The sequence below is a fragment of the Micromonospora sp. NBC_00860 genome (genome assembly GCF_045207375.1).
Lineage (GTDB): Bacteria > Actinomycetota > Actinomycetes > Mycobacteriales > Micromonosporaceae > Micromonospora > Micromonospora vinacea.
The window spans coordinates 6,785,774-6,812,516 of the sequence record NZ_CP108825.1; the positions used below are offsets into that span (position 1 = coordinate 6,785,774).

The window sequence follows — 26,743 nt, forward strand, 5'->3', positions numbered from 1 at the left end:
TTCCATGATCGACGAGAACAGGGTTCTACCTTCCGGGGTTGCCGCTGACGTTGCGCTTGCCGAGGTTCGAGGGCTTCGCGCGGGGGACCGGCCTACGCACGGGGGACGGCTGTTCGCGTACGTCTACGACCCGGCGGTGCCAGGGCTGGACGAGCTGACCGCCGCCGCCCACCGGGAGAGCGCGCACGTCAACGGGTTGGACCCGACCGCGTTCCCGTCCCTGCTGGCCATGGAGAACGCGCTGGTCGGCGCCGCCGGCCGGGTGCTGGGCGCCGGCCCGGGCACCACCGCCCCGGACGTCGTCGGCAGCGTCACCAGCGGCGGCACCGAGTCGCTGATCCTCGCCGTCAAGACCGCCCGGGACGCCCACCCGGAGATCGCCGCGCCCCGGATCGTGGTGCCGTCGAGCGCGCACGCCGCGTTCGCCAAGGCGGCGCACTACCTGCGGGTGGCGCTTGACGTCGTGCCGGTCTCCCAGGACACGCTGCGCCCCGACCCGGCCGCGATGGCCGCCGCGATCGGCCCGGAGACGGTGCTGGTCGCCTGCTCCGCGCCGTCGTACGCGCACGGGGTGGTGGACCCAGTCGCGGAGATCGCCGCCGCCGCGGCCGAGGCCGGGGTGCGCTGCCACGTGGACGCCTGCTTCGGCGGCTGGACCCTGCCGTACCTGCGCCGCCTCGGGGAGCCGGTGCCGCCGTTCGACTTCGCGGTGCCCGGGGTCACCTCCATCTCGGTCGACCTGCACAAGTACGCGTACGCGCCGAAGGGGGTGTCGGTGCTGCTGCACCGCGACGCCGCCCTGCGCGCCCCGCAGTACTTCGCGTACGCCGACTGGCCCGGCTACACGATGATCAACCCGGTGATCGCGTCCACCCGCTCGGGCGGTCCGATCGCCGCCGCGTACGCCACGGTGCGGCACCTCGGCGACGACGGTTACCTGCGGCTGGCCGCCGTCACCCGGGACGCCGTCGCCGGTCTGGCCGACGCGGTCCGCGCCGTCGACGGGCTGCGCCTGATGGCCGAGCCGGAGTCGACTGTCGTCTGCTTCACCGCCACCGCTGGCGGCCCCGACCTGTTCGTCCTGGTCGACGAGCTGACCGCGCGGGGCTGGCACACCCAACCCCAGCTGTCGTACGCCGGTCTGCCCGCCAGCGTGCACCTCACGGTGACCGCCGCTGTCGCGCCCCGGGTCGCCGAGTTCGGGCCGGACCTGGCCGAGGCGGTGGCCGCCGCCCTGGCCGCCGGCCCGGTGCGGCTGCCCGCCGAGCTGGCGGCCCTGGTCGGCGCACTGACCCCCGAGGCGCTGACCCCGGAACTGGTGCTGGGCCTGGCTGCCGCGCTGGGTCTCGGTAGCGGTTCGGGCACCGGGCCGCTGCCGGAGCGCATGGCACTGGTGAACACGCTGCTCGACGTCGCACCACCTTCCCTGCGCGAGCGGTTGTTGGTCGAGTTCGTCGGTCTGCTGCAACGACCCGCGTGGGGTTCGGACGGCTGAACCACTCTGGGAGAGGGCCGGTACCTCGTCCGATCAGCCGTAGTAGTGGGTGATGGTGGCGAAGTTGTCGTTCCGATCACGCTCCATCAGGCTGCCCCCGTCCGCAGCGGAGACGAGAAGTTCGATGGTCGCCTTGCCGCTGGCCAACGGCATTCCCTGCCCCCGGCGCAATTGAAGGTTGAGACGGATGTCAGCGTGCGGTGCCAGCCGCCCCAGGGTGCACTGGTATGGCGCTCGCGCCTCGAGCATGTTCTCGCGACACCGTTCCCAGCCATCCCCGAACGGCCGCAACTGCCATGGCAGGCCGAACGACAGCACGGCATTGGGCACTTCGCCCGCGCTGGCGTTGCGTACCCGGACCTGGATCGTGCCCGCGAAACTGTCGCCCGGTTCCCTACTGAGCGCCAGGTTCGAGGAGCTGACTGACACGTCGGCGGCGTACGGGTTGGGACCGAAGCTCGTCGGCCCCTCCACCTGCCGGAACCGCTCGCCGTCCCACCTGTACCCGCGCCACTGTCGCTGCGACTGCTCAAGCGGCCAGCCAACTCCCGGCGCCCGGTCGGCCATCGCCACCCGGATCACCCCGTCAGCGGCCCGCACCTGCAGCCCGATCAGCCACTCGGGAGTCGGGTCGGCGGTGGCGGCCACCCGGCCGAGCGTGACGACCCGGCCGGCGGCGTCTCGGTCGAAGGCGACCACCTGCGCCGGCCCACGAGTGCCGAACAGGCAGCGCACCAGGACGACGGTCTCCGTCGCCCCGTCCCGATCGACGTCCCCGTACGCCAGCTCGACGAGCAGGTTGGCGTCGTCACCTACCGGGTCACCGCTGAGCCGGATCCCACGGGAGTGACACTGCTTGCCGTCCGGGCGGTCCGGCAGGTCGTCCCAGCTCGGCAGGTCGACGGTGGCGGCGAGCAACTCGGCGCGTTCGATCCGTCCGTCCGGTGCCGCCGGGGAAGGGGAGGCGCTGGGCGTCGGCGACGGGGACTCGGACGGGGTCGGTGAAGCCGTCGTCGACGTCGCAGGCGGTCCCGGGTTCCGGCGCAGCCCGGCCTCCCCGGCCACCGGCACGGCCACCGCCACCACCAGCGCCGCGGCCACCGCCACCGCGGTGCGCCGCCGTCGGCGACGGACCGTCTGTCGGACCGAGGCTGGCCCGTCCGGCGCGATGGCCGGAAGCAATGCCGTCCGATACGCGGCGAACTCCGCGTCGAGCTGGACTTCGTCGAACTCAGCCATGGTCGGTCACCTCATTCCGCGGAGCCAGCTGGGCCGCCAGCGCGGCACGGCCCCGATGCAACCAGGACTTCACCGTGCCCTCCGGCACGTCTTCCTGCTGGGCGATCTCGGTGACAGAGAGGTCCGCGAGGTGGTGCAACACCACCACACGTCGATGGTTCGGCGGCAGTGCCGCCAGTGCCCGCGCCAACACGACCCGGTCCGGGCCGGGGCCGGGCACGTGCTCCTCCCGCTGACGTCGCAGGTATGCCTGGGCGGTCCGCAGCCGGCGCCAGCGGCTGGTGGCCAGGTTCCAGGCGACCCGCCGCACCCAGGCGACCGGGTCGTCGTAACGCGATACCTTCGCCCACCGGGCGAAGGCCCGGCAGAACGCCTCCTGAACCAGATCCTGAGCCTGGTTCAGGTCGCCGCAGTACGCGGCGAGCTGAATGGTCAGCGACCGAAAGTGAGCGTGGTACAGCTGATCGAAGTCGACGCTGTCGGTAGACGGCCGACCGGCCTGGCGGGCCAGGTCCTCTGGTGGAGGCTTGTCGAGCCTCGATTCGGTGCTCACCCTCACCTGGGTCCTCCCCGTCTCCGTCGCCCTCCCTCGTCGGGGCGACGCCGCTCGTTCGCCACACGTGGGAAAGCCGGATCAGGTTGCGGTCCTCCCGCAACGGTTCGGTGAACGCCCGATGAAGCCCGTGGCACCAGGCCCGGCCGGAAGTGCCGGCCGGGCCTGATCGGCGGGGTCAGGAAACCACCCGCACATCCACGTGGTTGTCGCGGTAGGTCAGGTCCATCCAGTGCCGGTCCTGGTCGTCGAAGTGCACGACCCGGACGCTGGGCTGGTCCAGCGACGTCGGATCTACCAGCAGGTGGAACGTGTAGGCCCGGCGCTCCCCGGACCGTAGGCCGGCCGTGCGGCAGCTGGCCCCCGACTCGTCGCCTTCCCGCCACGGCACGCAGATCGACGAGTCGGCCCTGATCAACGCGCCGATGAGGCTCAGTTCGGCGAAGCCGATGTGCGCCACGTCCACCGGCCCCTTGTTCGTCACGGTCACCGTCAGGGTGCCCGGACGCTTCCCGTCCGCGTCGGCCGGCCCGAGCACCAGGTCGCCGCCGGACAGCACCAGGTCGGTCAGCCGGGGGTCCCTGCCGAAGGACCTCGGCCCGTCGCTCTGGGTGAAACCGTCGCCGGTCCACCGGTACGTCCGCCACTGCTTCTGTGCCCAGTAGCTCCGCATCGAGCAGCAGGGCTGGATGTCCGCCACCTGTGCCCGTACCTTGCCGTCCTCCGTGACGTCGGCGTCCGTGATGTCGTCGAGCCCTTCGGCGGTGCCGACGACCCGGCCCATGGTCACGATTCGGCCGCGCCCGTCGCGGTCGAACGCCACGAGTTGCTTCGCCGAGGCCTCGCCGAACCGGCAGGTGACCAGGGCGACCGTCTCGGTCGCGCCATCGCCGTCCAGATCGGTGTAACCCAGGTCCAGGTCTGCCAGTGTCGGCACATCCTGGTTGCGCGCCGGAGGCTGCAACCGCACGTTCGAGGTGGCGCAACCCCTCGCGTACGAGGACCAGGCCGGTAGGAGAACGGGGGCGGCCAGCAACTGCGCCCGGCTGATCCGACCGTCCGGTGCGGCCGGGCTCGTGGACGTGGTGGTGCTGGGCGTGAGCGGGGTGGACGGCGTCGGTGCGGGAGCACTCGGCGGCGGCGTGGACGGCTCGCCGGTCTGCGCCGGCACCGGCACCGACCCGTCATCGCGCAGCGCGGCGTTGGCGACGATCGGTGCGACAGCCAGGACGATCGCCGTCACGGCCACCGCCACCGCCCTCGCCCGCCGCCGCCACCGAAGGGTTCGCCGGGCCTGGTCCGGTCCCGGACCCGCGATAGTGGAAACCGTCTCGGCGCGGTAAGCGGCGAACCGCTCCCGCAGCCGCGGGTCGATATCAGACATTGCCCACCTCCTCGATGCTCTCGTCGAGCAGCCCCGCCAGCGCCAACCGGCCGCGGTGCAGCCAGGACTTGACAGTGCCCTCGGCCACTCCCTCCTGGCTCGCGATCTCGTGGACCGGCAGGTCGGCGAGGTAGTGCAGGACGACAGCCCGCCGGTGGTTGGCGGGCAGTTGGGCCAGCGCGGCGTCGATCGCCACCCGATCGGGCGTCGGACCCGCCATCGTGACCTCCGTCCGGCGCTGCCGCAGCAGGTGGTTGCGCGCGGTCCGGAGCCGCCGCCAGCGGCTCCGGGCGAGGTTCCAGGCGACCTGACGGACCCAGGCGACCGGATCGTCGTACCGGGCCAACCGGTCCCAGCGTGCCAGCGCACGGCAGAACGCCTCCTGCGCGAGGTCCTGGGCCTGCGAGAGATCTCCGATGTACGCGCCGAGCTGGGTGGTCACGTTGCGGAAGTGAGCGTGGTAGAAGTCGTCGAAGCTGATCGTCGCCGCGTTGTCAGTGGTCACCGCCGCTGTCGCACCCGGCGGCTCGTTGGCGCGGGCTCCCGTCATCGCTGTCACTGCCCCTCCCCGTTCGCCGTCGGGCCTCTGCCCGAGGCGGTCGTCACACGTGCCAGTCGGCAGGGGGTCGCCGTCCCGCCGCCGGGTCGGAACCGGTGCCAGCCGTGGCAGCCCGGTGGGGGTGAGATGCGAGGTCGGGGGCGTACGCCCCGCCGTGCGTCGCCGGCCGGACCCCCGTGCCGGCCGGCGACGCACCGCCCGGTCAGCTGTCGTCGGAAGCGGTCACTGTGACCCGGACGGTGTTGTCGGCCGGCGCGGCGTCGGCCACCTCGCCGGCGCCGTACCGGGTGCTCAGGACCAGGTCGACGGATCCCAGGTCACCGGCGACGGTGCCGGGCGACGTACGGAACAGCACCGCGAAGGTGCGCTCCTCTCCGGCGGCCATCCGTCCACCGGGGACCTCGAAGAACCCGCCGAAGCTCGGCGAGTCCTGCGGGTCGGTGCCGGCGATCTCCAACCCGGCGGGCACTGTCGCCTGCACCGCCAGGTAGTCGTGTGCAGCGTCGCCCGCATAACGAACGGTCACCGGCAGCCGGCCCGCGTACGTCCCGTCGGCCTGCCGGGTCACTGTGAGCGCGTCAGCTCCGGCGGCCAGCGAGGCGTTCGCCGAGGGGTCCTGGACGTACGGTCGCGGGTGCCGCAGTGATCCGTTGGTGGCCCGGAACAGGGTGGTGAAGTCCTTACCGGCAGCCACCTGCTGGGTGCGCCCGGGCATGACCTCGACCCGCCCACCCGCGGCGGACATCGCGTACGGGCGCGGCGCGGTCCGCACCGTGAAGGCGACTTCGAGGCTGCGCCGCTCGCCCGGCTCGAGGTCCGGTCCGTCCACCGAACAGGCGAAGACCCGCAGGTTGTCCACCGGGTCGGCCTGGATGCAGGCGCCGTTGGGCACCAACCCGTCGAAGGAGCCGGCGACCGGCTCGGTGACCAGGACGGTGTAGTAGTCGGCGGCCCGGCTGCGGTTGGTGATGGTCACCGGCAGGGTGCCCCGGTAGCCGTTCCCGGTGGGCTCCAGGACCAGCCGGCCCGCCGAGATGGCGGCCGGTGCGCCGGTCGACGCCAGCGCGGCGGTGCCCGGCAGCGTGGCCACCAGGGCCAGCGTCGAGCCCAACAGCACACCTGCGCGGAGCTTGATACGAGTGTTCATGGAACGGTCCTCCCGTGGTCCCCGTTGTCGACGGCCGTGCTCGGCGCGCCATACCCCGTTAGAAGCCCCGAACGGGCCTCGGGGTTGCAGCCGGACGTTGTGGTTGACTGTCGGGAGGGGGACAGGAGGGGGTCGTCGTGCAGCTGCCGGCAGTGCTCGGTGAGCCGATCCGGTTCGTGCTGAACTGGGGGCGCCGCTACTCGCTCTGGGTGTTCAACTTCGGCCTGGCCTGCTGCGCCATCGAGTTCATCGCCACCAGCATGGGTCGGCACGACTTCATCCGGCTCGGCGTGATCCCGTTCGCCCACGGCCCCCGCCAGGCCGACCTGATGGTGGTCTCCGGCACGGTGACCGACAAGATGGCCCCGGCGATCAAGCGGCTCTACGACCAGATGCCCGAGCCGAAGTACGTCATCTCGTTCGGCGCCTGCTCCAACTGCGGCGGCCCCTACTGGGATTCGTACTCGGTGACCAAGGGTGTCGACCAGCTCATCCCGGTCGACGTGTACGTGCCCGGCTGCCCGCCCCGGCCAGAGGCCCTGCTGCACGGCATCCTGCGCCTCCAGGAGAAGATCGCCGCCGAGCAGTCCGGCATCGGCGGTGTGCCACAGCGGGACGTGCTGGCCGCGCCGCTGGACGCCCCGCCCCGCGAGGCCGCCGCCCCCCGCTCGGTCGACTCGCTCAGCGCCCCGCCGGTGCGCCCGCCCGCCGCGACCTGAGGTCACGCCCGTCACGACGGGGCCGTCGCGCAGCATGATCGATGGATGGTCGGTTCGCCACCCCCTCCTGGACCGGCCGCACTAGCCTGCGCACTATGAGCAGCTCAGTGGACCAGCGGTCCACCCATATCGTCGACGTGCTCACCGAGGAGTTCGGCGCGTCGATGGCGATCGACCCGGCCGCCTTCCGCCGCAAGTTCCGCAAGATGGCGGCTTCCCCGTTCGCCTTCTACCGGGGCAGCGCCGCGCTGTTCTACGCCGACCAGCGCGGCGACTTCGCCGACGACCGGTTCGCCGACGAGCGGACCAGCCGGGTGTGGATCCACGGGGACCTGCACGCGGAGAACTTCGGCACCTACATGAACGCCTCCGGGCAGCTGGTGTTCAACGTCAACGACTTCGACGAGGCGTACGTCGGGCCGTTCACCTGGGACCTGCGCCGGCTCGCGGCCAGCGTGGCGCTGCTCGGCTACGGCAAGGCGCTCTCCGACACCGCGATCGGGGAACTGGTGGCCGGGTTCGCCCGGTCGTACCTGACCGAACTGCGGGCCATCGCCGCCGGCGGTGACGACGCGATCGGTTCGATCACCCTGGACAACGCCGACGGGGTGCTGCGCCGGGTGCTCCAACGGGCCCGACTCAACACCCGCGTCGACCTGCTGGCCACGCAGACCACCATCGACAACTACGAGCGACGCTTCTCCATCGGCGACGGGGTCTTCGAGATCGACGACGCCACCCGGGACCTGGTCAGCGCCGCCTTCCAGGACTACCTGGGCACCCTGCCGACCGCGTCGACGCAGCTGCGCCCGGTGGCCGCGCGGATCAAGGACGTGGTGCTGCGCAAGGGGGTGGGCATCGGCTCGGCCGGGCTGCCGTCGTACAACCTGCTGCTGGAGGGGCACACCCAGGCACTGGAGAACGACGTCGTCATCTACATGAAGCAGGCGCAGGTGCCAGCCGTGGCGCGGTACGTCACCGACGAGACGGTCCGCGGCTACTTCCAGCACCAGGGGCACCGGACCGCCGAATCGCAGCGGGCGTTGCAGGCGCACGCCGACCCGTGGTTGGGCTTCACCGAGCTGAACGGGACCGGGCAGCTCGTCGCCGAGGTCTCCCCGTACGCCGCCGACCTGGACTGGTCGGACGTGAACGAGCCGGAGGAGCTGACCGGGGTTCTCGTCGACCTTGGCCGGGCGGTGGCCCGGATGCACTCGGTCGCCGACGACGAATCCAGTCACGACCTCGTGGACTACTCCACCGAGGAGGCGATCGTCGCGGCGGTGGATTCCGACGAGCCGGCCTTCGTCACCCACCTGGTGGACTTCGCCCACGCGTACGGGGTGCGCGCCCGCCAGGACCACCAGCTCTTCGTCGACCTGTTCCGCAACGGTCGGCTGCCGGGCATCTGACCGGGCGCGGCGTCGCTCAGGACGCGAACTCCAGCACCACCTTGATGTCGTCCGGCCCCGGGGTGTACGCGTCGGCGTACCGGTTCACCGGCACCCGCCGGGTGATCAGCGACTCGAGCCAGACCTGGTCGGCGCGGGCGAGGGCCTGTGCCGCCATGTTCCAGTGCCGCCGGTTGGCGTTCACCGAGCCGAACACCACGTTGTTCTCCAGCACCAGCGCCCGGTTGAGAGCCCCGGCGTCGAAGTCGATGGTGCGGCCACCGCTGGACACCCCGGCCAGGCAGACGATCCCGGTCGGGCCCGCCTTGCACATGACGTCGAGGACCACAGTCGGCGCGCCGGTGCACTCGATGACCACGTCCGGCTCGAAGGGCAGGTCGTTGACCGGCACCGCGTGGTAGGTGGCGCCGAGCCCGGCGACCAGTTCCGGCTTCGGCCCGTCGGTGGCCCGGTCCAGCACGTGCACGGAGAGCCCGCGTTGGGCGCCGAGCAACGCGGCCAGCAGCCCGATCGGCCCGGCCCCGGTCACCAGGACCGTCTGCGGCTGCCACTCGGCCCGATGCCCGATCCGCTCGATGTGGTCCCACGCCTTCGCCACCACACTTGTCGGCTCCAACAGCACGCCGACCTGGGCCAGCGCCGGGTCGAGCGCAACCGCGAACCGCGGCTCGACCCGCCAGCGGTCGCGGGCGAACCCGGGTAGCGCCTTGATGCCGTGTTCGGTGTACTGACCGTTGCGGCACATGTCCCACTCGCCGACAGCGCAGTTGGGGCAGGGCACCGGGTCGGGATGCCGGACGATCCCGGCCACCAGATCACCGGGTTGCAGGGTGCCGCTCGCGTCCTCGATCACCCGGCCCAGTGACTCGTGGCCGATGACCAGGCGGTCGGCACCCGGCGGCGCCTCGCCGTACTCCCCGGCGATGATCTCGTGGTCGGTGCCGCAGATTCCCACCGCCAACGCCTCGACGAGGACAGAGCCCTCCTCGGCAGCCGGCTCGGGCTGATCCTCGACGAGGCTCAGCGAGTTGGCGACCCCAGGTCTCACCGTCACAGCGCGCACGCCCCTCATCTTTCCCCGCTGCAGCGCGCGCCGCGCCCAAAGTCGGCAGATCGCCTGGCATCGGCGGCGGGCAGGCGCGGACCGGGCCGGCACCAGGGCCTGTTTCATAAGAACTGGCCGGCCTGCGGCGGGCCCGGACGACGACCGGCGGCGTCGCGGTTTCGTCCGGATACGACACCGGTATCCGGACGAAACCGCGCCTTGCCGGATCGCCGCCCGGACTCCGCCTCGGCTCGACCGCCCTTATGAAACAGGCCCTAGGATCAGCGGCATGACTCCCGAAGAGGTCGGCGCTCGACTGGTCGCGCTGCTCGCGCCGGTTGAGGCGACCCCGTCGGTCTCCGGCGGGCAACGGTTCGCCCGAGCCACAGTCGACGTGCCGCCCGGGAGCTGGCTGACCGCCGTCTCCGCCGCCCGTGACGACACCGAGCTGGCCTGCGACTTCTTCGACTGGCTCTCCGCAGTCGACGAGTTGGCCGAGGGCTTCGACGTGGTGGCGCACCTCTGGTCGACGCGACTGCGCCACGGCCTGCTGCTGCGCACCCGGTTGCCGCGCGAAGCGCCCACCGTCGCCTCGGTCGTCGACGTCTACCCCGGGGCCGCCTGGCACGAGCGGGAGACGCACGAGATGTTCGGCATCGACTTCGCCGGGCACGGGGAACTGCTGCCGCTGCTGCTGCCCCCGGAGTTCGAGGGCCACCCGCTGCGTAAGGAGTTCGTGCTCGCCTCCCGCGTGGCCAAGCCCTGGCCGGGTGCGAAGGAGCCGGGCGAGTCCGAGGCCGGCGGCGGGCGTCGACCGATCCGCCCGCCGGGCGTTCCCGCTCCGGGCGAGTGGGGGCCCACGCCCACCCCGGCCGGTGCCGGTGGGGTGGGGGAGGGCCCGCGCGGCGGCACTCCGGCCAGACCGGCCCGTGAGCGTCCGGCGCGGCCCGCCCCGGGGGCCCGTCCGGCGCGTACACCCCAGCCCGCCGGCGCCGCCGACGGCCCGACCCCCGCCGACCAGCCCGCGCCCGACGCAGGCCCGGCCGCCGAGTCTGTGCCCGCGCCGGGCATCGGCCAGGCCGACCAGTCCGCGCGCGGCGCGGCCGGGTCGGACACGCCTGGCGCAGGCCCGGCCGCGCCGGGCGGCGAGCCGATCGCGGACCCGCCGGGCCGCGCTGGCCGGAGCGACCACGACGGGGGTACGGCCTGATGCCGCTCTGGGTGGAGTTGTTGCTCCGGATCGGCGGCGTGGTGGTCGCGTTCCTCACCCTGCCGTTGCTCGTCGGTCAGGCCGAGCACAAGGTGATGGCGCACATGCAGGGCCGGCTCGGCCCGATGTACGCGGGTGGCTTCCACGGCTGGGCGCAGCTGGTGGCCGACGGGGTCAAGTTCGTGCAGAAGGAGGACATCACGCCGCGCGAGGCGGACCGGGCGGTGTTCCGGCTGGCCCCGGCGGTGGCGCTGGTGCCCTACCTGCTGGTGCTGCTGGTCATTCCGCTCGGTCCGAACGACCTGGTCGGGCAGCCGTTGGACATCGGCCTCTTCTTCGTGCTGGCCGTGGTCGGCGTCGGGGTGGTGGCGGTGCTGATGTCGGCGTGGGCGTCGGCCAACAAGTACAGCCTGCTGGGCGGGCTGCGCGGGGCGGCCCAGTTGCTCGGTTACGAGCTGCCGCTGGTGCTGGCCGCCGCGTCGGTGGCGATGGCGGCCGGCACGCTCAGCCTGTCGGGCATCGTCGAGGCGTGGCAGCCGTGGTGGCTGCTCTGGCAGGCACCCGCGATGATCATCTTCTTCGTCGCCGGGCTGGCCGAGATCCGTCGGCCCCCGTTCGACATGCCGGTGGCCGACTCGGAGCTGGTCTTCGGCTACATGACCGAATACACCGGTCTGCGGTTCGCGTTCTTCCTGCTCGCCGAGTACGTCGGGATCGTGGTGATCGCCGCGCTGACCACTGTGCTGTTCCTCGGCGGTTGGCAGGGCCCGTTCGCCGACGACCAGCTGGGCTGGCTCTGGACGCTGCTCAAGATCTTCGCGGTGTCCTTCGTGATCATCTGGCTCCGGGTGTCCTACCCCCGGCTACGCGAGGACCAACTGCAACGCCTCTGCTGGCTGGTCCTCGTGCCCGCATCCCTGGCCCAACTGGTCCTCACCGCAGCCGTCCGCATCGCCCTGTAAACCCCCGCGCACGACGTCGCCCAAACTCCCGCGTCGATCTTGCACTTCCTGTCCCGGCATAAGCGGCCGAGTGGGGCATTCCGGCGTCAGAAAGTGCAAGATCGGCGCGCGCAGGGGGCGGGTAGAGCCCCGGTCAGCGCAGCGGGGTGTGTTCCGGGTCTACCGGCTCGGCCGGGGGTGGGGGCGGGGTGCCGTCGCCGAAGGGGCGGCCACCGAGCGCTTCCCGGCCGTGCGGGATGAGCCAGTTGGACAGGTCGGGGCCGAGCGGAACGATCCCGGTCGGGTTGATGTCGCGGTGCACCTCGTAGTAGTGCCGCTTGATGTGGTCGAAGTCGATGGTGTCGCCGAACCCGGGAGTCTGGAACAGGTCCCGGGCGTACGCCCACAGCACCGGCATCTCACTCAGTTTCTGCCTGTTGCACTTGAAGTGCCCGTGGTAGACCGGGTCGAAGCGGACCAGCGTGGTGAACAGCCGTACGTCGGCCTCGGTGATGGTGTCGCCGACCAGGTAACGCTGGTCGGTCAACCGCTCGGTGAGCCAGTCCAGCCGGTCGAAGAGCTGGTGGTACGCCTTGTCGTACGCCTCCTGGCTGCCCGCGAACCCGCACCGGTAGACGCCGTTGTTGACGTCCCGGAACACCACTGCGTTGACCTCGTCGATCTGCTCCCGCAGGTGCGCGGGGTAGAGCTGCGGGGCGCCCTCGCGGTGGTACGCCCGCCACTGCGTGGACAGGTCCAGGCTCATCTGCGCGTAGTCGTTGGTCACCACCTGCCCGGTCGGCACGTCCACGATCGCCGGCACTGTGATGCCGCGCTCGTAGCCGGGGAAGCGCTTGAAGTACGCCTCCTGGATGCGCTCGATGCCGAGCACCGGGTCCCGGCCGCCCGGGTCGAGGTCGAAGGTCCAGCTCCGGGCGTCGTGGGTCGGGCCGGCCACCGCCATCGAGATGGCGTCCTCCAGACCGAGCAACCGCCGCACGATGATCAGTCGGTTGGCCCACGGGCAGGCCCGGCTGACCGCCAGCCGGTACCGGCCCGGCTCGACCGGATATCCGTCGCGCCCGTCCTCGGTGATCCGGGTGGCGATGTACCGCTGGTCGCGGGTGAACTCGCCGCCCGGCTCGACGTACTTGCCGCCTTTTTCCTCGCCCACGTCGCCCTCCCGGTCTGGTCTGTGTCTCTACCCAATCCTCGCGGATCTACGGCGCACAGTGGTCCCGGATACCCTGCCGGCATGACGGATGTGGAGGCGTCGGCCCGACGGTTCATCGCCGATGTGTGGAATGCCCGCCGAGAGGAGTCGGCGTACGAGCTGGTCGCCGAGGAGTGCCCGGGGCTGGGCGGCACCGGGCCGGAGGCGACGTTGGCCTGGCACCGTGAGCGCCGGGCGGCCTTCCCGGACCTGCGCTACAAGATCGTTGACGTGGTCGCGGCCGGCGAGCGGGTGGCAGTGCACTGGCGGGCCGCCGGCACCCACGTCGGGCAGTTCGGGCCGGTGCCGCCGACCGGGCAGGTGGTCAGCTACTCGGGGGCGACGTTCCTGCGCTTCGACGCTGCGGGCCGGATCGTCGAGGTGTGGAGCTGCAACGAGCTGTTCCAGTTGCTGCAACAACTCGGCGTCGAGATGCTCCCCCCGGCAGTCGTCAACGGACCCGGGGCGTGATCCGACTGATCGGCAGATTGATCGGAAAGGGCTCGCCGGTGTCGACGAACTTCGTCCACCGCCCGGTCTCGGTGTAGACCTCGTTCACCGCGTCGATCCGGTAGGTCACGACCTCAAGCGCACCCTCCGTCTCGATCCGCCAGTAGAAGGGGATGCCGGCCTGGGCGTACAGCGCCGGCTTCAACACCCGGTCGATCGAGCGGGTGCTCGGTGAGACGATCTCGATGGCGAGCACCACCTCGTGCGGTTCGTACTTCGACGGCTCGCGGGCGGCGGCGACCGACGTGGTCACCAGAACGTCGGGGATGAACGAGCGGGTGCGGTTGATACGCACCGCTACCGCCTGGGTCACGTCGTAGCCGTCGGGGCACTCTTCGTCGAGCGCGGCACCAAGACGCATCGCGATGGTCTGGTGGGTGCGGGTGGGGGAGGGGGACATCAGCAGCACTCCATCGAGCAGTTCCCGGCGACGGCCATCCTCGGGCAGCGCATCCAGATCGTCAGTCGTCCACTCGCTCTCGGGCGGGTAGTCGCTCTGCAGCGCGGCGGTCATGGCAGGTCCTTCCAGGTGCGTTCGTTCTCCCCACGGCCACGGTACCGCCCCCGACCTGTGGGTGGTGGTCGCGCGCGCCGTGGCCACAGGGCAGGATGGTCGACATGAGTGACCCCAGCGAGCGTGGTGACACCGGCGAACGCGGCCTTCCCGGCGCGGGCCTGGTGAAAGGGCTGGCGGTCACCCTCAAGACGATGACCAGCCGTTCGACCACCCAGCAGTACCCGGACACGGCCCCCGACCTGCCGCCGCGCTCGCGCGGTGTGATCGCCCTGTCGGAGGAGAACTGCACTGTCTGCATGCTCTGCGCCCGCGAGTGCCCGGACTGGTGCATCTACATCGACTCGCACAAGGAGGAGGTGGCGGTGCCCGGCGCCGCCCGCCCCCGCCAGCGCAACGTGCTCGACAAGTTCGACATCGACTTCTCGCTCTGCATGTACTGCGGCATCTGCATCGAGGTCTGCCCGTTCGACGCGCTCTACTGGTCACCGGAGTTCGAGTACGCCGAGTACGACATCAAGGACCTGCTGCACGACAAGGACCACCTCGGTCAGTGGATGGCCACCGTTCCGCCGCCGCCCGCGCACGACCCGAACGGCGAGCCGGCCAAGGAGGAGACGTCCGCCGCGCGTAAGGCGGCCGCCGCACGTCCCGTTCCGCCAGCGGTACGCCCCGACGCCGACCAGGGCCCGACGTCGTGACCGCCCGAGCCGGAGGGGTGGCCCGGTGACCGGGGCGGACGTGCTGCTGCTCGCCCTCGGCGCGGTGGCGGTCGGTGCCGGCGTGTTGGTGGTGACCACGAAGCACCTGGTCCGGGCCGGGCTCTACCTGGTGGTGTGCCTGGGCGCGTTGGCCGGTGACTTCCTGGTGCTCAGCGCCGAGCTGGTGGCCTGGGTGCAGGTGTTGATCTACGTGGGCGCGGTGGTGGTCCTGCTGCTGTTCGCGGTGATGCTGACCCGGGCCCCGATCGGTGTCTCCGACGACCTGGACCGGCCGGGCTGGCCAGCCGCGCTGATCGGTGGCGGCGCCGGGCTGGGGCTGACTGCCCTGCTTGTCGACGCGTACCGCTGGAGCACCGTCACGCTGCCCAGCGCCGGCACCGCCGAGCGGTTGGGTGAGCAGATCTTCCAATCCTGGGTGCTGCCGTTCGAGGTGCTCTCGGTGCTGCTGCTCTCCGCCCTGGTGGGCGCGATCGTGCTGTCCCGGCCGGACATCGGCCGAGCCGCCCCGTACCGCGACGGCACGGCAGGCGACCTGGTCGACAGTGAGCCCGGGGGGCGCCGGTGAGGCCGGTCATCCCGTACGTCACCGCCGCGCTGCTGTTCGGCCTCGGCGTGTACGGCGTACTGCGCCGCCGCAACGCGGTGCTGGTGCTGATGTCGGTCGAGTTGATGCTCAACGCGGTCAACCTGATCCTGGTCACCGCGGACACCACAGCCCGCGCCGTGCTCCCGCACTCGGGGCAGGTCTTCGCGCTGTTCGTCATCGTCCTCGCCGCCGCCGAGATCGGGGTGGGGCTGGCGATCGTCCTCCAGCTCTACCGGCTGCGGGCGACGGTCGCCGTGGATGACGTGCCCCTGACCGAGTCGCCGGATGCCGTCGGAGGGCGTGAGCCGGCAGTACTGGACTCGGAGGCGGGCCGGTGAGCGGGTTGCTCGGGGCGCTGCTGCCCGCCGTACCGCTGGTCGCCGGGCTCCTCGGCCTGTTGCTACCACCGGCCCCTCGGCGCGACAGCGCGACCGGCGGCGACCGGGCCCGGACGATCGCCGTGACGCTCGGCGTCACCGGCGCGGCCGGCGCGTTGGCACTGGCCGTCGCACTGCTGCTCACCGTCGACGGGCCGACGGAGACGTCGAGCACCTGGGTCGACTTCGGCGGCCTGGTCGTGACCCTCGGCGTACGGCTGGACGGCGCCGCCGCGCTTGTCGCGGTGGCGGTCACCACGGTCGCCCTGGCCGTGCAGGTCTACTCGATCGGCTACCTGCGGCGCGGTCCACACGACGACGTCGACGTGGACCACCGTTACCCGCCCTACGCCGCCCAGATCAGCCTCTTCACCGGTGCCATGCTGCTGGTGGTGGTCGCCGGTGACCTGATCATGCTGTTGGTCGGCTGGGAGGTGATGGGCCTCTGCTCGTACCTTCTGATCGCCCACGACCGCCGACTGGCCGGCGCCCCCGCCGCCGCCATGAAGGCGTTCCTGGTGACCCGGGTCGGTGACGTCGGGTTCCTGCTCGGCATCGCGCTGCTGGGTGTGTCGACGGGCAGCTTCCGGATCGCCGACGTGCTCGCCCACGACCACTCCGGCGCCACGTTGACCGCCGCCGGCCTGCTGCTGCTCGCCGGTGTGGCCGGCAAGAGCGCCCAGTTCCCGCTGCACACCTGGCTGCCGGACGCGATGGCCGGCCCGACCCCGATCTCCGCGCTGATCCACGCCGCGACGATGGTCGCCGCCGGGGTGTACGCGGTGGCCCGGCTCTACCCGCTGTTCACGGCCGCGCCGGTGACGCTGACAGTGCTGGGGGTGCTCGGCGCGATCACGCTGCTGCTCGGCGCGCTCGCCGCCACCGCCCAGGACGACATCAAGCGGGTGCTGGCCTGGTCGACGGTGTCCCAGTTGGGTTACATGACCGGCGCGCTGGCGGTCGGCTCACCGTCGGCGGCACTGTTCCACCTGCTCACCCACGCCGCCTTCAAGGCGCTGCTGTTCCTCGCCGCCGGCGCGGTGATCCACGCCGTGGGCACCACACTGATGTCGGAGATGGGCGGGCTGCGACGCAGCATGCCGGTGACGTTCTGGTGCACTGTGGTGGGCCTGGGCGCGCTGGCCGGGGTGCCACCGTTGGCCGGCTTCTGGAGCAAGGACGGCGTACTCACTGTCGCCGAGTCGGCCGCCCTGGAGGGCACCGGCCCGGCCCCGTCCTGGGTGGGCTGGATCGTCTGGATCGCCGGGCTGGTCGGTGTGGCGGTCACCGCCTGGTACGCGGGCCGGCTGCTGCTGCGCGCCTTCTTCGGCGCCCCGCGCCTGCCGCTGGTTCAGCCGCACGACCCACCGGCGGTGCTGCGCTGGCCGGTGTTGCTGCTGGCCGTGCCGGCCGCACTGCTCGGTCTGGCCGGGTTCGTCGGGGCGTTCGCCGACCGCCTGCGGTTCCCCACCGTCCCGGTGGCGGGCTCCGAGGACGGCCTGGTCCACCTGGGGCCGGGGGTGCTGCTGCCGCTGGCGTTCCTGCTGCTCGGCGCCGCGCTGGTGACTCTGGGCTGGCGGCGTGACAGGGCCGCCGACCCGGCGGCCGCGCTGGGTCCGCTGCGGCCGGTCTTCGCCCGCGCGTTCCGGCTCGACGACGTCCAGCACACAGTCGTGGTACGCCCCGTCCGCGCGCTCGCCCGCGCCGCGCGCACCGGCGACGAGGTGGTGGTGGACGGCGCGGTCGAGGGCAGCGGGCGAGCGACGTCCGGTCTGGGCGCGGGGCTGGCCACGCTGCACCGCGCGGCGCTGCCCCGGGCCGCCGCCGGCGTACTGGCCGGCGCGCTGCTGATCGGCCTGGCCGCCGCCCTGATCGGAGGAGTCTGATGAGCCTCGGCCAGGTGTTGCTGGTCGCTGTCCTGGCGCTGCCGGCGCTGGGTGCGGTCGCGGTGGCGGCGACGCCCCGGGACCGGGCGGCCCGGTTGGTCGGCACGATCGCGGCGGCGTTGACCCTGCTGGCGGCGGTGCCGCTGGTGTTCGGCGGTCGAGGCTGGGTCGCCTGGTCGGCCGGCGCCCCGGCGGTGCGCCCGTGGCACCAACTGGATCTGCCCTGGGTGCCCGGTCTGGAGTTGCGCTTCCACCTCGGCGTCGACGGCATCTCCTGGCCGCTCGTGGTGTTGACCGCGCTGCTCACGTTGCTCTGCTGCGCGTACACGATGTGGCGGGTGCCGGACGGCGGCAGCGGCCGGGCGCTCGTCGCGCTGCTGTTGGTGGTCGAGGTGGGCATCCTGGGCACCTTCCTCGCCCTGGACCTGGTGCTGTTCTTCCTCTTCTTCGAGGTCGTCCTGCTGCCGATGTACGCGATCATCGCCGGCTGGGGTGGCGCGGACCGGCGTCGGGCGGCCCGGAAGTTCGCCCTCTACACGCTGTTCGGCTCGGTGCTGCTGCTGGTCGGCGTGTACGTGGTGGTAGCCGCCGCGGGCACCGCCGACCTGGTGACGCTGACCGGTGGCGCGGGGATGTCCCGGGGCACCCAGTTGGCGGCGTTCACACTGCTCGCGGTGGCGTTCGCCGTGAAGAGCCCGCTGTGGCCGTTGCACTCCTGGCTGCCCGACGCGCACACCCAGGCACCCACTGTGGGCAGTGTCGTGTTGGCCGGTGTGCTGCTCAAGATGGGCACGTACGGCCTGATCCGGGTCGCGGTGGGGGTGGCGCCGGAGGGCGCCCACTGGGCGGCGCCGGTGCTCGGCGTGCTGGCGGTCGCCGCGATCCTGATCGGTTCGCTGGTCTGCCTGGCCCAGTCGGAGGTGAAGCGGCTCATCGCGTACTCCAGCGTGGGGCACATGGGCTTCGTGCTCCTGGGCGTCGCCACGCTGACCGCCACCGGCATCCAGGCGGCGTTGATCGGCAACGTCGCACACGGCGTGATCACCGGCCTGCTGTTCTTCCTGGCCGGGGCCGTGAAGGACCGTACCGGCACGGGCACCCTCGCCGAGCTGTCCGGGCTGCGGGAGACCGCGCCCCGGCTGGCGGGCCTGCTCGCGTTCGCGGCGATCGCGTCGCTGGGCCTGCCCGGGCTGGCCGGCTTCTGGGGCGAGGCGTTCGCGGTGATCGCCGCCGTGCAGGTCGGCGGCCCGCTCTGGACCACCCTCGGGGTGCTGGCGGCGGTCGGCGGGGCGCTCACCGCCGCGTACTTCCTGCGGTTGCTGCGCCAGGTCACCCACAACCGGCCGAGCCCGGCGGTTGGGCAGGTCGGCCCCGGGCTGGCCGGCGCGGAGCTGACCGCGTGGGTGCCGCTGGTGCTGCTCGCGTTGGCCATCGGGCTGGCGCCGACGCTGGTCCTCGGCGTCGCCGAGGCTCCCGTCGACGCCCTGATTGGTGTGGTCAAACCATGAACGTCGTGCAGAGCGTGGACAGCGTCGCGTTGCTGCCGGCCTATCTGGCCGCCGGCACTGCCGTACTCGTGCTCATCACCGATCTGCTCGTGGCCCGACCGCGGGCCACCATCGCGGTGGCCGCGCTCGGCGCGCTCGGCACCGCCGTCGGTTCCGCGCTGGTCGGGGCGGGCGCCGAACGGCGGACGTTCTGCGTGGGCGCCGACTGCTCCTGGATCTTCGGTGGTCGCGCGGCCCTGGTTGGCGTGGTGGTCGCGCTGCTCACCCTTGGCGTGCTCGGGCTGTCGGTGCCGGCGCTGCGGGCCGGTCGGTCTCCGGTCGGGGAGTACGCCTTCCTGCTGGCCTGCTCGATGACCGGCGGCGTGGTGCTCGGCGCGGCCGGCGACCTGATCACGTTGATCGTGGCCCTGGAGACGCTGACCCTGCCGCTGTACGTGCTGGTCGGCCTGCGCCGGGGGAGCCTCGCGAGCGCCGAGGCGGCGGTGACCTTCTTCGTGGTCAGCGTGGTGGCGACCACGCTGACCCTGCTCGGCGGGGCGCTGCTGTACGCGGTGACCGGTGGGCTGCACCTGGACCGGCTCGGCACGTTGCTCGCCGAACAGCCCGAGCTGCGGGAGCTGCCGTTGACCACCGCCGCGGTGGCGGTGCTGCTGGTCGGGTTGGCGTTCAAGGTGGCGGCGGTGCCGTTCCACGCCTGGGCGCCGGCCACCTACGACGGCGCGCCACTGCCGGTGGCCGCGTACCTGTCCACCGCGTCGAAGCTGGGCGGCCTGGTCGCTCTGCTCGCCGTGGTGCAGCGGGCGCTACCGGCGGACCAGACCGGTCCGGTGCTCGCCCTGCTGGCCGTGCTCACCATGACCGTCGGCAACCTGGTAGCCCTGCGTCAACGGCGGACCGTCCGGCTGCTCGCCTGGTCGTCCGTCGCGCAGGCCGGGTACATCCTCGCCCCGCTGGGAGCGTTGGCGCTGGCCGCCGGACGCACGGACGAGGCACGGTCCGCCGCGTACGCGGCCGCCGTGGCGTACGCCGTCTTCTTCGTGGTGTTGGAGCTGGCCGCCTTCGCCGGATTGACGGCCCTGCGGCCGGCGGGTGCGGACGGCGGCACGCTTGACGACCTGCGCGGGGCAGCCCGGCGGCACCCGTGGCGGGCCGCCGCGTTCGGTCTCGCGCTGGTGGGTCTGGCTGGTCTGCCGCCCGGGCTTGCCGGCCTGTTCGCGAAGGTGACGGTGGTCCGGGCGCTGCTGGACGGCGGCGCGGCCTGGCTGGCGCTGGTGGTGGCGCTGAACGCCGTGATCGGCCTCGCCTACTACCTGCGGGTGACCGCCGCGCTCTGGGCGCCGCCGACGACGCCCGGCCCGGCCGCGGCGCTCGCCGGCGACGGAGCGTCGGGCGTACCCGTGGTGGGTGTGGTGGCTGTGGTGCTGGCGGTGGCGACGGTGGCCGCCGTGGTGCTCGGCGTCGCCCCGCAGTTGGTGCTTGACCTGGCCGCCCGCTGACCCCACCCGGCTCCGGTCTCAGTCAACTCTCAGCGTTGAGACGGATGGTTGGCGGGTACGGGGTTGTTACACCGGTCAGCGGATCCCGGCGATCCGTGCACCGAAGGAGACATCGTGCACCACAACCGTCTGAAGACCGCAGCGCTGCTCGGCCTGCTCAGCGCCCTGATCCTGGCGGTGGGCTACTGGTTCGGCGGCAGCGGCGGCCTGGTCATCGCCGTCGTCGTGTCTCTGGTCATGAACGGCGTCACCTACTTCTACTCCGACAAGCTCGCACTGCGCTCGATGGGGGCGCAACCGGTCACCGAGGCGCAGTTCCCCGAGTTGTACCGGATGGTCCGGGAGTTGGCCACCGACGCCCGGCAGCCGATGCCGCGGCTCTACGTCAGCCCGACCTCGCAGCCCAACGCGTTCGCCACCGGTCGCAACCCGCAGCACGCGGCCGTCTGCGTGACCCAGGGCATCACCGAGATCCTCGACTACCGTGAGCTGCGCGGCGTGATCGGGCACGAGTTGTCCCACGTCTACAACCGGGACATCCTGATCTCCAGCGTGGCGGCCGGCCTGGCCAGCATCATCACCCTGCTGGCGAACCTCGCCTTCTTCATCCCGCTGGGTGGCGGGGACGACGAGGACCGACCCAACCCGGCTGTGCTGCTGCTCACCTTGATCCTGGGCCCGATCGCGGCCACGGTGATCCAGTTGGCGATCAGCCGGAGCCGCGAGTTCCAGGCGGACGCCTCCGGCGCCGAGCTGAGCCGCGACCCGCTGGCCCTGGCCAGCGCGCTCCGCAAGATCGACGCGGTGGCCCGACGTCGGCCGTTGCCGGCCCAGGGCCAACTCACCAGCACCGCCCACCTCATGATCGCCAACCCATTCCGGGGCGGCGGCATGGCGGCGCTCTTCTCCACCCACCCGAAGATGGAGGACCGCGTCGCCCGGCTGGAGCAGATGGCCCGCAACGCCGGGCCGGTGCAGTTCCAGCGCTGACCCGTTCCCACCTCCACCCGCGTCCCATGTGGGCGCGGGTGGAGTCACGTCCGGGGGTGGACCGGGCATCACTGCGGGGAGACCGGCAACCGGTCCGGGCGGGTCAGCAGCACGACGACCAGCAGGACGACGCCCGCCGTCAGGTACGCGGCGGCGGGCGAGACCGCCGCGGCCACGCCACCCAGCAGGAAGATCCCGCACCCCGAGGCGACGATGTTGGCCGCCACGATGGTCGCCTCGACCTGCCCCATCCGTTCCGGAGGGGCCAACCGGGCGAAGGTCGCCTGCGCCCCGATCAGCCAGCCACCGCCCGCGCCGATGAACGCGTTGCCCACCGCCAGCGCCCACAGCGGCGCATCCACCGCGACCAGGACGCCGGCCAGCAGCAGCGCGCCGGCCAGCGCGGCGGCCACTGCCACCTGACCGGCCACCCGAGCCAGCCAGCGGGACCGGCCCACCAACAGGACGAAGAAGGCGCCTCCCAACGCCGAGGCCGCCAGCACGACAGGACGCCAGGCACCGCGCGCGAGTTCCGGGGCGAGGGTCTCCGGCAGCGCGCCGGAGAGCACCGTGGCCAGGGTGAGCAGAGCGACGCTGCGGAGCACGGGATGGCCGGCGATGATGCGTACACCCGCGGTCGCCGGCGGACGCGGTCCCCGCCGGCGGTGCGGATGCCTCGGCAGCCCGGCCAGGACGATCGCGGCGATCAGGAACGAGACGAGATCGATCAGGAGCGCCACCCGGGCTCCGAGGGCCACGGTCAGGCTGGCGCCAGCGAGCAGACCGATCACCTGACCCGCCTGGTTGGCGAAGGCGGAGAGACCGAACAGCGGCAGCCGCAGCGGGGCGTCCACCGCCTCGGCGGCGACCGCCACGTTGACGCTCGCATAGGCGGCCCGCACCGCCCCGAGCAGGCCGGCCGCCACGATCGCCGGCACCGGCTGGGGGACCGCCGCAGGCACGGCGATCAGCACGGCGCCGGCCACCGACAGCCAGACCAGGAGGGTACGCCGGGCCGGAACGTCCAACCAGCCGCTGAAGACGGTCGCGACCAGCAGGGCGGGCAGGGTACGGGCGGCGTAGACGGCGGCCGGGCCGAGCACGGAGTTCGTCTGGTCGAAGGCCAGCAGCAGCAGTGCCGCCAACCCGACGAAGTCACCCAGCTCCGAGATGCCCCGGGCGATGACCAGTCGGGAGGCGACCGGATGCCGGAACAGGGCCCGGTAGCCGGGCCGCTCGTCGGTGTTGGACATCAATTCGACTGGTCCGGTTCCGCCACCCCGATTGGTTGGTAGGTGGCGTTCTCCCGGACCCGGCGGGCCTGTTCCTGCCGGTAGCTGCCTTGGATCTCCGGGTCCTGGCGGCGACGGCGCAGGGCCACGAAGTCCGACCAGACGTCCTCCGGCCACGCCGCCAACCCCTGCCCGGTGGTCAACTCGGCGTGCCGGAACGCCTCCAGCGTCGAACGGTGCACCGGCTGCAGGCACATGAGCGGGATGTTCCGGTAGAAGCGCACCACCTGCCCGGCCTCGGTCAGTCGCAGGATGGTGGGCAGGAGCGAGGTGTACCAGTCGGTCTCCACCACCCCCTCATAGAGCTGCAGGCCGCGCTGGACGGGCCAGTTCGGCACCCCGCGGGCGAGCAGACACCAACCCGGGGACGTACGGGCCACCACGCCGGTGACCAACTCGATCGTGTTGGCGGCGCGCGGGTCGGCATCGAGGAACGGGATGCTGGCGCCGTACCGGTCGAAGATGTCCAGGTCGCCCCGGAACTGCTCCGGTGCCGCCGCCAACTGGGCGGCTGCGTCCGGCAGCTTGCCGTCGTACCCGCCGGCGAGGGAACGCCAGCCTGTCGGCTCGTTCTCCTCCAGCAGGGTCCACTCGGTGTCCTGCCCGTCCCACCGGAGCGCGAAGTCGGCCGGCGGGTAGACGTACCAGCCGAACCCGGAGCCGGCGGCGACCGGCGGGCAGCGTTGCACGGCCCGCGCCGGCAGGGAGCCGCGCAGACTGGGCGAGGCGGCTTCGGTGGCCCGGGCGTCACCGTACAGCGAATAGATCTCGACCCGCAGCGGTGCGTTGGCAGTCCCGGTCATCGGACCTCCTGGCTTTCGTGCGGCCTCAGCGCATGGATCCAATTCGATCAACAACTTACTCGTTTCGACCGTTCCGGTCAGCCCCGCCAGCAGCGCCACTGTGAGCGGCCCGACCATCCGCGGTGCCGACCTCGGGGTTAGGGTCGAAAGAGCTTCTACCCGTTACCTGTCCCAGAGCCGGAGGTGTCCGTGACCGCACTGCGCCAGTACCTGGGCGTCTGGCGGATCCCCGGCGCGCCCATGCTGCTGGTCACCGGCATCATCGGGCGGCTCGGCATCGGCATGACCCCGCTGGCGCTGCTCCTGGTGGTCGAGCAGGTGACCGGGCGGTACTCACTGGCCGCCATCGCGGGCGGGATCTACGCCCTCGCCGGCGCCGCGCTCAGCCCGATAGCCGGACGGATAGCCGACCGGGTCGGCCCCAGCCCTGTCCTGCTGCTCACCGCCGTGGCCCACCCGCTGGCGCTCATCGGGCTGCTGCTGGCCAGCCGCTCCGGTGACGACGCTCTCCCCGTCATCTACCTCGCCGCGGGCGTGGCCGGTGCCACCTACCCGCCGCTCACCGCCGCCATCCGAGGCGCCTGGAACGACCTGACCAGCCCCAACTCCGGCCGATACCCGCTCCGCAACACCGCCCTGGCTGCCGAGACCACGCTGTTCGAAATCGTCTTCGTGCTCGGCCCGCTGCTCGTCGCCGGCTTCGTCCTCGTCGCCGACGCGGCCGCCGCGCTGATCGGTGCCGCAGTGGTCACCCTGGTCGGCACGACCGCCGTGGCCCTCGGCCGGGTCATGCGCGGCTGGCGTCCGCACCCGCGGGAACACCATGCCCGCGGGCTCGGCCCGCTGCGGGTCCCCGGCTTCCCAGCCCTGCTGATCTGCGTGGCCGGCCTGGGCATCGCGTTCGGGGCCGCCGGGGTGATCGTGCCGGCGTTCGCCAGCGACCATGCCACCGACGACCCGGAGAGCCTCGCCGGCCTGCTGCTCGCCGTCTGGGGGGTCGGCAGCGCCATCGGTGGGCTCTGGTTCGGCGTCCGCAAGCCGGCACCGAACATGACCCGGCAGTTCGCCCTGCTGCTCGGCGCGCTGGCCGCCACCTTCGCCGTCTTCGCGGTGATGCCCACCCCACTTGCGCTGGGTGTCGCACTGGTCGCCGGCGGGGCCACCATCGCACCCGCGCTGACCCTGGAGAACACCCTGGTCGGCCGGATCGCCCCCACCGGCATGTTGAACGAGGCGTACACCTGGGTGGTCACCGTCGCGGTGGCGTCGAGCGCCGCCGGCGGCTCGGTGGCCGGCGTGATCGTGGACCACGCCGGCGGCGTCCGCTGGGCGTTCCTGTTCGCCGGGGCGGCAGTCGCCGTCGGGGCCGCGGTCGCCGCCCTACCCGCCGGGCCCATCGCCCGCGCGGAAACCACAGCGGTACGCGCCGAACACCCCGTCACCGTCTGACCGCGCGCTTTGGTCGGGTTGTGCTTGATCGACTCGGGTTTCTGAATGCCGCGGTGTCCCGGTCGCCCGGATGCCCCGACTTCCAGGAGCCCGAGTCGATTTCAGTCGGGCGGGTGGGAGCGGTGACGATCTCAGTAGGATGCGCCGATGTCTCGGCCAGTGATCTTCGACCTCTTCCATACCCTGGTTCACGGTGCCGATGACGAGCGTGACCGGGTAGTTGGCGAGATGGCGCTCGTGGTCGGGGTGGCTCCGGCCGCGCTGGTCGCTGCGTACCACGCCACCTGGCGTGACCGGCTGGTCCGGTGGGACGTGGAGGAGACCGTCCGCATTCTCGCCGGACGCCTCGGCGGCACGCCAACCGACGAGCAGGTGACACAGGCCGGTGGCCATCGGCGGGCCCTCGCGCGCCGGGTGCTGGGCACTGTCTCGACCGCCACCCTGGACGTGCTCGACGCGCTGCGCGACGACGGGCATCCGCTGGCCCTCATCAGCAACGCCACCTCGGAGACCGCCGAAGCATGGCCGCAGAGTCCGCTTGCCCGCTGCTTCGACGTCGCGGTCTTCTCCTGCGACGTCGGGCTGGCCAAGCCCAACCCGGAGATCTACCGCATTGCCGCCGAGAGGTTGGGCGTCGCGCCGGCAGAGTGCGTCTTCGTCGGTGACGGCGCAGACGGCGAGCTCGCCGGCGCGGCAGCGGTCGGCATGGCCGTGTTTCGTACCACTGAGCACAACGACACCGACCCGAGCTGGGGCGGACGTGCGTTCGCCACCCTTGACGACCTGCCCGCCCTGCTGCACGAGTCGGCCGGTCTACGTTCCGCTTCAACGTCCGACGGTCGGGCCGGGTGACCTACTGAGTGACGACGGACGCGACCGAGGCCGCCTTACCTGTAGTTGTTGAACTGGAGGGCTACGCCGAAGTCCTCGCCCTTGAGTAGCGAGATGACAGCCTGAAGGTCGTCGCGCTTCTTGCCGGTGACGCGCAGCTGGTCACCCTGGATCTGCGCCTGCACGCCCTTGGGGCCCTCGTCGCGGATCTTCTTGCTGATGGCCTTGGCCTTGTCCGTCTCGATGCCCTGGATCACCTTGCAGTCGATCTTGAAGATCTTGCCCGACGGGCGCGGCTCCCCAGCATCCAGCGACTTCAGCGAGATGTTCCGCTTGACGAGCTTCTCCTTGAACACGTCCAGCGCGGCGCGGACGCGCTCCTCGGTCTCCGCCTGGAGGCCGATCGCCTCCTCACCAGACCAGGAGATCTCAGCGCCGGTGCCGCGGAAGTCGAACCGCGTCGCAAGCTCCTTCTCCGCCTGCCGAAGGGCGTTGTCGACCTCCTGACGGTCAACCTTGCTCACGATGTCGAACGACGGGTTCGCTGCCATGTTTCTGCTCCTGCTGTCCGGCGGTCTGGGCCTGCCGTCGGCCGCCGACCAGCGGCACGACCCCCTGACGGTACCCGGTTGCGTCGGTACCGGGGGAAGCCGCTATTCTTGCTTCCGCCGCCGCGTTGCGACGCGGTGGGGTGCCCTGGCGGGTTGCCCGAGCGGCCAATGGGAGCGGACTGTAAATCCGTCGCGAAAGCTTCAGAGGTTCGAATCCTCTACCCGCCACCAGGTGCAGACACGGCCCCTGACCAGCAGAGATGCTGATCAGGGGCCGTTGTCGTTGATCTAGCCGAGTCCGGCTGAGTCCA

Annotated in this window: 25 protein-coding genes, 1 tRNA gene and 1 pseudogene; 16 read left to right on the forward strand and 11 right to left on the reverse strand. The window is 72.0% G+C overall.

The window, feature by feature from the left end:
- The first annotated feature begins 4 nt into the window (after positions 1–4).
- Positions 5–1,495: an aminotransferase class V-fold PLP-dependent enzyme gene (locus OH804_RS31380; RefSeq protein ID WP_196919861.1), complete on the forward strand. Its 1,491-nt coding sequence runs from the start codon at positions 5–7 to the stop codon at positions 1,493–1,495.
- A gap of 33 nt (positions 1,496–1,528) precedes the next feature.
- On the opposite strand, the gene OH804_RS31385 is transcribed toward OH804_RS31380, so the two are convergent.
- The 5 genes from OH804_RS31385 to OH804_RS31405 all read right to left on the reverse strand — a co-directional run bounded on the left by OH804_RS31385 (position 1,529) and on the right by OH804_RS31405 (position 6,377).
- Positions 1,529–2,734: a hypothetical protein gene (locus OH804_RS31385; protein WP_196919860.1), complete on the reverse strand. Its 1,206-nt coding sequence runs from the start codon at positions 2,732–2,734 to the stop codon at positions 1,529–1,531.
- Complete coding sequence (locus tag OH804_RS31390) at positions 2,727–3,293, reverse strand: SigE family RNA polymerase sigma factor (RefSeq protein ID WP_196919859.1); 567 nt, start codon at positions 3,291–3,293, stop codon at positions 2,727–2,729. The genes OH804_RS31385 and OH804_RS31390 overlap by 8 nt, the downstream gene beginning before the upstream one ends.
- A gap of 172 nt (positions 3,294–3,465) precedes the next feature.
- Complete coding sequence (locus tag OH804_RS31395; protein WP_196919858.1) at positions 3,466–4,671, reverse strand: hypothetical protein; 1,206 nt, start codon at positions 4,669–4,671, stop codon at positions 3,466–3,468.
- Positions 4,664–5,230 carry an RNA polymerase sigma factor gene (locus tag OH804_RS31400; RefSeq protein WP_406061268.1) on the reverse strand — a complete coding sequence of 189 codons (567 nt, stop codon included), beginning with the start codon at positions 5,228–5,230 and terminating at the stop codon, positions 4,664–4,666. The genes OH804_RS31395 and OH804_RS31400 overlap by 8 nt, the downstream gene beginning before the upstream one ends.
- A 202-nt stretch (positions 5,231–5,432) precedes the next feature.
- On the reverse strand, positions 5,433–6,377 hold the full coding sequence (locus OH804_RS31405; protein ID WP_196919857.1) for a hypothetical protein: 945 nt from the start codon (positions 6,375–6,377) through the stop codon (positions 5,433–5,435).
- A 137-nt stretch (positions 6,378–6,514) separates the two neighbouring features.
- Between OH804_RS31405 and OH804_RS31410 the strand changes: the two genes are divergently transcribed.
- Positions 6,515–7,096 (forward strand): NADH-quinone oxidoreductase subunit B, encoded by a 582-nt coding sequence (locus OH804_RS31410; RefSeq protein ID WP_196919856.1) that lies wholly within the window; start codon positions 6,515–6,517, stop codon positions 7,094–7,096.
- A 95-nt stretch (positions 7,097–7,191) separates the two neighbouring features.
- Positions 7,192–8,508, forward strand: coding sequence for a DUF2252 domain-containing protein (locus tag OH804_RS31415; RefSeq protein WP_196919855.1), 1,317 nt, complete (start codon positions 7,192–7,194; stop codon positions 8,506–8,508).
- A 16-nt stretch (positions 8,509–8,524) separates the two neighbouring features.
- On the opposite strand, the gene OH804_RS31420 is transcribed toward OH804_RS31415, so the two are convergent.
- Positions 8,525–9,571, reverse strand: a complete 1,047-nt coding sequence (locus tag OH804_RS31420; RefSeq protein WP_196919854.1) for a glucose 1-dehydrogenase — start codon at positions 9,569–9,571, stop codon at positions 8,525–8,527.
- Between the two features lie 271 nt (positions 9,572–9,842).
- Here OH804_RS31420 and OH804_RS31425 point away from each other — a divergent pair.
- Together OH804_RS31425 and OH804_RS31430 are read left to right on the forward strand one after the other, a co-directional pair.
- Positions 9,843–10,439: pseudogene (locus OH804_RS31425) on the forward strand (NADH-quinone oxidoreductase subunit C); the annotation flags it as partial.
- A gap of 323 nt (positions 10,440–10,762) precedes the next feature.
- The gene (locus OH804_RS31430) at positions 10,763–11,725 is read left to right on the forward strand and encodes an NADH-quinone oxidoreductase subunit H (protein WP_396713120.1); all 963 of its coding nucleotides are present in this window, start codon (positions 10,763–10,765) and stop codon (positions 11,723–11,725) included.
- A 133-nt stretch (positions 11,726–11,858) separates the two neighbouring features.
- On the opposite strand, the gene OH804_RS31435 is transcribed toward OH804_RS31430, so the two are convergent.
- On the reverse strand, positions 11,859–12,878 hold the full coding sequence (locus OH804_RS31435; protein ID WP_406061269.1) for a glutathione S-transferase family protein: 1,020 nt from the start codon (positions 12,876–12,878) through the stop codon (positions 11,859–11,861).
- 81 nt (positions 12,879–12,959) lie between these two features.
- Here OH804_RS31435 and OH804_RS31440 point away from each other — a divergent pair, with 81 nt between their 5' ends.
- Positions 12,960–13,388 carry an ester cyclase gene (locus OH804_RS31440; RefSeq protein ID WP_406061270.1) on the forward strand — a complete coding sequence of 143 codons (429 nt, stop codon included), beginning with the start codon at positions 12,960–12,962 and terminating at the stop codon, positions 13,386–13,388.
- On the opposite strand, the gene OH804_RS31445 is transcribed toward OH804_RS31440, so the two are convergent.
- Entirely contained in the window at positions 13,369–13,941 is a 573-nt protein-coding gene (locus OH804_RS31445; protein WP_196919850.1) for a Uma2 family endonuclease, read from the reverse strand. The genes OH804_RS31440 and OH804_RS31445 overlap by 20 nt on opposite strands.
- 104 nt (positions 13,942–14,045) lie before the next feature.
- On the opposite strand from OH804_RS31445, the gene OH804_RS31450 reads away from it, so the two are divergent.
- From OH804_RS31450 to htpX, 7 genes are all read left to right on the forward strand, one after another.
- A complete protein-coding gene (locus OH804_RS31450; protein ID WP_406061272.1) occupies positions 14,046–14,642 on the forward strand; it encodes a NuoI/complex I 23 kDa subunit family protein in 597 nt (198 codons plus the stop codon).
- A gap of 25 nt (positions 14,643–14,667) precedes the next feature.
- Positions 14,668–15,228 carry an NADH-quinone oxidoreductase subunit J gene (locus OH804_RS31455; RefSeq protein ID WP_406061273.1) on the forward strand — a complete coding sequence of 187 codons (561 nt, stop codon included), beginning with the start codon at positions 14,668–14,670 and terminating at the stop codon, positions 15,226–15,228.
- Positions 15,225–15,587 carry an NADH-quinone oxidoreductase subunit NuoK gene (gene nuoK, locus OH804_RS31460; protein ID WP_406061275.1) on the forward strand — a complete coding sequence of 121 codons (363 nt, stop codon included), beginning with the start codon at positions 15,225–15,227 and terminating at the stop codon, positions 15,585–15,587. The genes OH804_RS31455 and nuoK overlap by 4 nt, the downstream gene beginning before the upstream one ends.
- Entirely contained in the window at positions 15,584–17,512 is a 1,929-nt protein-coding gene (locus tag OH804_RS31465) for an NADH-quinone oxidoreductase subunit L (protein WP_406061276.1), read from the forward strand. The genes nuoK and OH804_RS31465 overlap by 4 nt, the downstream gene beginning before the upstream one ends.
- Entirely contained in the window at positions 17,512–19,020 is a 1,509-nt protein-coding gene (locus OH804_RS31470) for a NuoM family protein (RefSeq protein ID WP_196919845.1), read from the forward strand. The genes OH804_RS31465 and OH804_RS31470 overlap by 1 nt, the downstream gene beginning before the upstream one ends.
- Positions 19,017–20,516, forward strand: coding sequence for an NADH-quinone oxidoreductase subunit N (locus OH804_RS31475; RefSeq protein WP_406061278.1), 1,500 nt, complete (start codon positions 19,017–19,019; stop codon positions 20,514–20,516). Before OH804_RS31470 ends, OH804_RS31475 begins: the two co-directional genes overlap by 4 nt.
- A gap of 114 nt (positions 20,517–20,630) precedes the next feature.
- Entirely contained in the window at positions 20,631–21,506 is an 876-nt protein-coding gene (gene htpX, locus OH804_RS31480; protein ID WP_196919843.1) for a zinc metalloprotease HtpX, read from the forward strand.
- Positions 21,507–21,574: 68 nt separating this feature from the next.
- Here htpX and OH804_RS31485 read toward each other — a convergent pair whose 3' ends face one another.
- Positions 21,575–22,759, reverse strand: a complete 1,185-nt coding sequence (locus tag OH804_RS31485; RefSeq protein WP_406061280.1) for an MFS transporter — start codon at positions 22,757–22,759, stop codon at positions 21,575–21,577.
- Positions 22,759–23,601: a DUF6065 family protein gene (locus OH804_RS31490; RefSeq protein WP_196919841.1), complete on the reverse strand. Its 843-nt coding sequence runs from the start codon at positions 23,599–23,601 to the stop codon at positions 22,759–22,761. The genes OH804_RS31485 and OH804_RS31490 overlap by 1 nt, the downstream gene beginning before the upstream one ends.
- 189 nt (positions 23,602–23,790) lie before the next feature.
- Here OH804_RS31490 and OH804_RS31495 point away from each other — a divergent pair, with 189 nt between their 5' ends.
- Both OH804_RS31495 and OH804_RS31500 read left to right on the forward strand, forming a co-directional pair.
- Positions 23,791–25,050, forward strand: a complete 1,260-nt coding sequence (locus OH804_RS31495) for an MFS transporter (RefSeq protein WP_196919840.1) — start codon at positions 23,791–23,793, stop codon at positions 25,048–25,050.
- 147 nt (positions 25,051–25,197) lie between these two features.
- Positions 25,198–25,902 (forward strand): HAD family hydrolase, encoded by a 705-nt coding sequence (locus OH804_RS31500; RefSeq protein ID WP_406061281.1) that lies wholly within the window; start codon positions 25,198–25,200, stop codon positions 25,900–25,902.
- Positions 25,903–25,937: 35 nt separating this feature from the next.
- On the opposite strand, the gene OH804_RS31505 is transcribed toward OH804_RS31500, so the two are convergent.
- Positions 25,938–26,432 (reverse strand): YajQ family cyclic di-GMP-binding protein, encoded by a 495-nt coding sequence (locus tag OH804_RS31505; RefSeq protein WP_124774541.1) that lies wholly within the window; start codon positions 26,430–26,432, stop codon positions 25,938–25,940.
- A 147-nt stretch (positions 26,433–26,579) separates the two neighbouring features.
- On the opposite strand from OH804_RS31505, the gene OH804_RS31510 reads away from it, so the two are divergent.
- A tRNA-Tyr gene (locus OH804_RS31510) sits at positions 26,580–26,663 on the forward strand.
- Positions 26,664–26,743 lie beyond the last annotated feature (80 nt).